Raw genomic sequence first — 5,375 nt, 5'->3', positions numbered from 1 at the left:
TTGATAGTAGTTTTTTTACCCTTTACTTTTAGGATTAAATATTAAAGCCATAATATACCCAAAGAAAATTGCAGCAGTGATTCCACCTGCAGTACCCTTTATACCGCCCGTAAATGCTCCTATAAGACCAACTTCATCTACTTCCTTCATTACGCTTTTAGCTAAACTATACCCAAAACCTGGCAGTGGTATACTTCCTCCTGCTTTCCCATATTTTATCACAAAATCGTATATATTTAATCCCCCTAGTATTACACCACTAGTTACAAATACTACTAATATTCGTGCTGGGGTTAATTTAGTAGTATCCATAAGTATTTGGCCTATTACACAAATTGTGCCACCTACTATAAAAGCCATAATATAATTATTCATTTTTTCACCTCAAACTCTATGGAAACAGCATGTGCGATTCCAGGTATTGATTCGCCTTGTAAGGATGAAGTTGGACTTAAAAGGGCTCCTGTGGATACTAGTAGTATTCTTTTAAATTTCCCCTTAAGCATATTTTTATATAAATACCCTGTTGCAACCACTGCAGAGCATCCACATCCACTACCACCTGAATTAGTTTCTTGTTTTATAGAATCGAAAATCTCCTCACCACAGTCAATATATTTGCCCTTCATATCATATTTATATTCTAATAGCATTTCTTCTGTAAATTGCCTTCCTAAAATTCCTAGGTCTCCCGTGGCAATAATATCATAATCAGAAGGCTTTCTACCAGTGTCCATAAAATGTTGTTTAATAGTGTCTACAGCTGCGGGAGCCATGGCAACACCCATATTATTTACATCAGTTATTCCATAGTCTTTAACTTTCCCAGTTGTAACATGTGTAACATATGGGAAATTACCTTTTTTACCTAAAACCATTGCTCCTGAACCTGTAACGGTCCATTGTGCGGTTGCAGCTCTCTGACTTCCCATTTCCAGTGGTAATCTGAACTGTCTCTCAGCTGCGGAAAAATGTGATGAAGTAGCTGCTACAATATAATTAGCAAGCCCTCCTTCCATTATCATTGCTCCCACGCTTAAAGACTCTGCCATAGTTGAACAAGCTCCATAAAGACCTAAAAAAGGTATATTTAAATCTCTAGCTGCAAAACTTGAAGAAAATAGCTGATTTAATAAATCGCCTGATAGTAGATAATTTATATCAACTTCTTTTAATTTTGCTTTTTTTATACTCTCTGATATAGCAGTATATAAAAGACTTGTTTCAGCTTTTTCAAAGCTATCGGTTCCATTAAGGTCATCTTCTATAATTTTATCAAAGTACTCTTTTAATGGACCCTTACCTTCTTTCGGACCAACTATATTGTAGGTGCTAATTATTCTAGGTTTGCTTTCAATTTCTACTGTTTGAAGTCCAATTCTTCTACCCATTTAAAATCACCACCTTATAAAATAATATAAAATTCCAACAATTACAGATGAACTAATCCCATACACTAAAACAGGGCCTGCAATAGTAAACATTTTAGCTGCTACACCAAAAACAAAACCCTCTTTTTTAAATTCCATTGCTGGTGAAACAATTGAATTGGCAAATCCAGTAATTGGCACAACAGAACCTGCTCCTGCAAAATCACCTAGCTTATCATATACACCTATTCCAGTAAGCATAGCGCCTAGAAACACCATAACTATGGATACATAGGTCCCTATCTCATCACTCGGAATACCAATTCTAGAGAAAAAGTCACTGATAAACTGTCCAATTACGCATATTAATCCTCCAACCCAAAAGGCATTAAAGCAATGTATTAATAAATTAGGCTTAGGTATTTTATTTGAATTGAGGTTATCAAATTTTTTTCTTATAGTTTTTTCTTCCACTTTCATGAAATGTCCTCCTTGTGTCTTTTAAAAATAGATACGAAATGAACTTTTTCCTTCAGATAAAATATACCGTTTCTTTTGATTAGTGTTTGCAATAATATAATTTTTAGTCAAAAAAATAAGATGAATTTATAAATAAACAACTTCAAAATAAACATTGAAGTTGCTAATCTATAGTTCATCTTATACAGTCACAATTGCTAACTCAATTTTTCTTTCATAATTTTTAAAACTTTCTTTTCAATTCTTGATACCTGAACCTGACTTATTCCCATCATTTTTGCAACCTGAATTTGTGTATTATCTTTAAAATATCTGAGCATAATTATTTGCCTTGATTTCGCATCGAGTTTTCTAAGTGCTTCTTTGAGGGCAATTTTATCCAAAACCTCATTATCTTCTTCATATTTTTCACTTAATTTATCTATTAGTAGTACTGGTGCACCATCATCTTGGTGTATTGTATCAAATAAATACTGGATATTGCTAGCGGATTCTAGTGCATAGACTATATCTTCTTTTTCTATATTACAAAAAACAGATAGTTCGTCAATTGTAGGGTCGCGACCCAGCTCTTTAGTTAAAGTATCTTTATCATAATGTAATTTTCGTGCAGTGTTTTTAACACTTCTACTTACTTTTATAATTCCATCATCCCTAAGGAACCTCTTGATTTCACCCATTATCATAGGCACTGCATACGTTGAAAATTTTACATTATACTTAGTATCAAAATTATTAATTGCTTTTACTAGGCCAATACAGCCAATTTGGAAGATATCATCATACTCATACCCTCTATTAAGAAATTTTTTACTTATTGAGGCAACTAATGGTAAGTTCATCTCTACTAGTGTATCGAGTGCACCTGGCTCACCACGTTTAGCCATTTGAATGAGTTTCATATTATCATCATAATTATATTTGTTTTTCCTAACTATATTCTCGTCCATAATATTCCACCTAACTTAAAGGATTAAATATTTTTTTCATTATTATACTTGTTCCCTTACCTTTTTCAGAATTTACTTCCAAACTATCCATAAAAGTTTCCATTACAGTAAAACCCATTCCTGACCTCTCTAAGTCTGCGCGGGAAGTATATAATGGTTGCATTGCGAGTTCTAGATTGTCAATTCCTTTTCCTACATCTTCGATTATTACAGTTAGTTCAGTTCCATTAATAATCGCTTCTATTGTAATCATTTCCTCTTCGTTATCATATCCATGAATAATTGCATTGGTAACCGCTTCTGATACTGCTGTTTTAACATCGGTAATTTCTTCAATTGTAGGATCTAATTGTGAAGCAAATGCTGCTACTGCTACTCTTGCAAAACCTTCATTCTGCGATTTACTTAAAAATTCAATTTTAACTTTATTGTAACACATTCTAATCCCCCCACTAAATATTGTTTACAGCTTGTTCAACGTCATCATATGCCATGATAATCTTAAACATTCCTGACAAATCGAACACTCTTTTTACTGAAGATTTAATATTAGTTACACATACTTTCCCATTTTTCATATGTAACTTTCTATATCTTCCTATAACCACTCCAATACCAGAACTGTCCATGAAAGACACTTCCGAGAAATCCATAATTAATTTGTTGTACCTATCTCTGTCTAAACGATCATCGATGATATTCCTTACTTCCTCAGCACTATGATGATCTAGTTCTCCAGACATATAAACTACTAAGTTATCTTCAATATTTTCAAAATTTAAATGCATTTTCTTCCCCTCCGAATCATTTGGAATTAAAATAATTTTTTAGTACAGTTAATCTAATCTACCTTTCTACTATATTCTACTAGTTACATAATTTTCCTTCTTTTTTTTGTAATATTTATTCATTTTTTTATATTATAACCAATTTTATGCTTTTTAAACCAACATGTCCTAACTAACTAGCTTTAATGCTATAAACTATTGCACTTATATTGAAATAATTGTTATATGGTTTTTCTATTACCTAAAATCGTAAAAGTTCTAGTGAAAAAATAAATAATAGAAATGAAAAGAAGCAAGATGATTAAATATAAAATCACCCTGCTTCTTTTCATTTTAGCAAAAATTCATTGTGGTACCTACGCATCAAATTTTTCATTATCAAAAAGCATTACATCTAATTTCGGCTTATTTCCTAATTGAACAATTAAGCAAAGTACAATACCTGCTGCAAGTCCCCAAGCTGCACCTCTTGTAGCAACTACTGCAGCCATTATCCCTGCGATACCTAGATCATTAACTGTACGAGCCTTCATAACTCCGACTCTTATAGAAACATAACCTTGAATTAACATTGTTGATGCTAGCGCAATCCCTAAAATAGGTTTACATAAAGAAACTATTGGTAGAAGTAGATATCCAGTAAGGGTACCAAATCTAAATGAACCAGCTCCACCAAATATTGACTCCATAGATTCTTTTCCATGCTTATATCTTTCACAAATAACAACTTGCATTGCAGCCCATAGTGGGCCCGCCATTGTAATATCTGGTCCTATAACAGACATTAGCATGTTACGAAGACCAAATATCATGTGAGATCTATTTGGATTATAATCTACAATCTCATCTGGACGATCTTTTTTACAGTCTTCTATTAGCGCTTGAGATTGTATCATATCACCAAATAATACTATATACGCACTTATAACCATTGGTAGCGCACTTATAAACATTTTAAGTGGCGGGAATCCTATATCTTTAGAAAAAAGTGTCCAATGTGACCATAAAACTCCAAAAGCTGGTTTTGTTATACCCCATTCAACATTAGGCCAAGCTGTTTCCCCTACTAAAGGTGCAAATATTATTGCAAGTGCTATAACAGGTAGTATACCTAAATTAGATATAGTTCTTAAAAATCTATTTTTATTACAAATACTCTTAAAATGATTTGAAAATAAAAGGTAAAATCCTAATCCTACGCATACAACAATAGAAATTGGGAATTGATCAAAACGAGCACCTTTTACAAATATTATATTTACAGCTGCAATACCAGCTCCAATTATAATGCCGGACTGCATTGCATTAGGAACGATGTGAACTATCTTCTTACCAAGTCCTGTAATACCTAAGAAAAAAGCAAGAGCTCCTAAACTCAATTCAAACGCTATTAATGCTTGCATTCTTTCTGGTCCCATTGGGAAATCACTTACATAAAGAATAAGAAGTGGAATTGCCGGTGTAACCCACCCAGGCACAACTGGATCCCCTAAAAACACATGGGCACAATAAAGTATGCCATTTAACAAAACAATTGCCATAGCTACTTCAAAAGGCATTCCTAAAAATTCCTGAAGTATTGGAATAGCCCCAAGACAAACTGCACACATTAATAAACCTTGAATATAATCCGGCCATTGAAACTTATAATGTACAAATGGAATACGTATTTTAAATGGACCTGCTGGTATATAAGGTTGTTCTTTTCCAAATTCTCTTTTAATAGACATTATTTAACCCCCGATATTATTTATAATTAAAAATTATTTATAATTAAAAATTATTTA

Annotated in this window: 7 protein-coding genes; all 7 read right to left on the bottom strand. The window is 32.7% G+C overall.

The window, feature by feature from the left end; translation table 11 throughout:
* Window positions 1-15: 15 nt before the first annotated feature.
* Complete coding sequence (gene spoVAE, locus JJE11_RS14090; RefSeq protein ID WP_291636710.1) at window positions 16-375, bottom strand: stage V sporulation protein AE; 360 nt, start codon at window positions 373-375, stop codon at window positions 16-18.
* A complete protein-coding gene (gene spoVAD / locus JJE11_RS14085) occupies window positions 372-1,391 on the bottom strand; it encodes a stage V sporulation protein AD (RefSeq protein ID WP_291636708.1) in 1,020 nt (339 codons plus the stop codon). The genes spoVAE and spoVAD overlap by 4 nt, the downstream gene beginning before the upstream one ends.
* A 6-nt stretch (window positions 1,392-1,397) precedes the next feature.
* Window positions 1,398-1,850, bottom strand: coding sequence for a stage V sporulation protein AC (gene spoVAC, locus JJE11_RS14080; protein WP_291636706.1), 453 nt, complete (start codon window positions 1,848-1,850; stop codon window positions 1,398-1,400).
* A gap of 197 nt (window positions 1,851-2,047) precedes the next feature.
* The gene (gene sigF, locus JJE11_RS14075) at window positions 2,048-2,800 is read right to left on the bottom strand and encodes an RNA polymerase sporulation sigma factor SigF (protein WP_291636704.1); all 753 of its coding nucleotides are present in this window, start codon (window positions 2,798-2,800) and stop codon (window positions 2,048-2,050) included.
* Between the two features lie 10 nt (window positions 2,801-2,810).
* On the bottom strand, window positions 2,811-3,239 hold the full coding sequence (gene spoIIAB / locus JJE11_RS14070; protein WP_291636702.1) for an anti-sigma F factor: 429 nt from the start codon (window positions 3,237-3,239) through the stop codon (window positions 2,811-2,813).
* A 13-nt stretch (window positions 3,240-3,252) separates the two neighbouring features.
* Window positions 3,253-3,588 carry an anti-sigma F factor antagonist gene (gene spoIIAA / locus JJE11_RS14065; RefSeq protein WP_291636700.1) on the bottom strand — a complete coding sequence of 112 codons (336 nt, stop codon included), beginning with the start codon at window positions 3,586-3,588 and terminating at the stop codon, window positions 3,253-3,255.
* Between the two features lie 356 nt (window positions 3,589-3,944).
* A complete protein-coding gene (locus JJE11_RS14060) occupies window positions 3,945-5,318 on the bottom strand; it encodes a hypothetical protein (RefSeq protein WP_291636698.1) in 1,374 nt (457 codons plus the stop codon).
* Between the last annotated feature and the right edge of the window lie 57 nt (window positions 5,319-5,375).

The organism is Clostridium sp. (assembly GCF_016650095.1).
Lineage (GTDB): Bacteria > Bacillota > Clostridia > Clostridiales > Clostridiaceae > Clostridium_AD.
The sequence above is the reverse complement of the archived record's forward strand: the minus strand, read 5'-3'. Positions and strand labels throughout refer to the sequence as shown.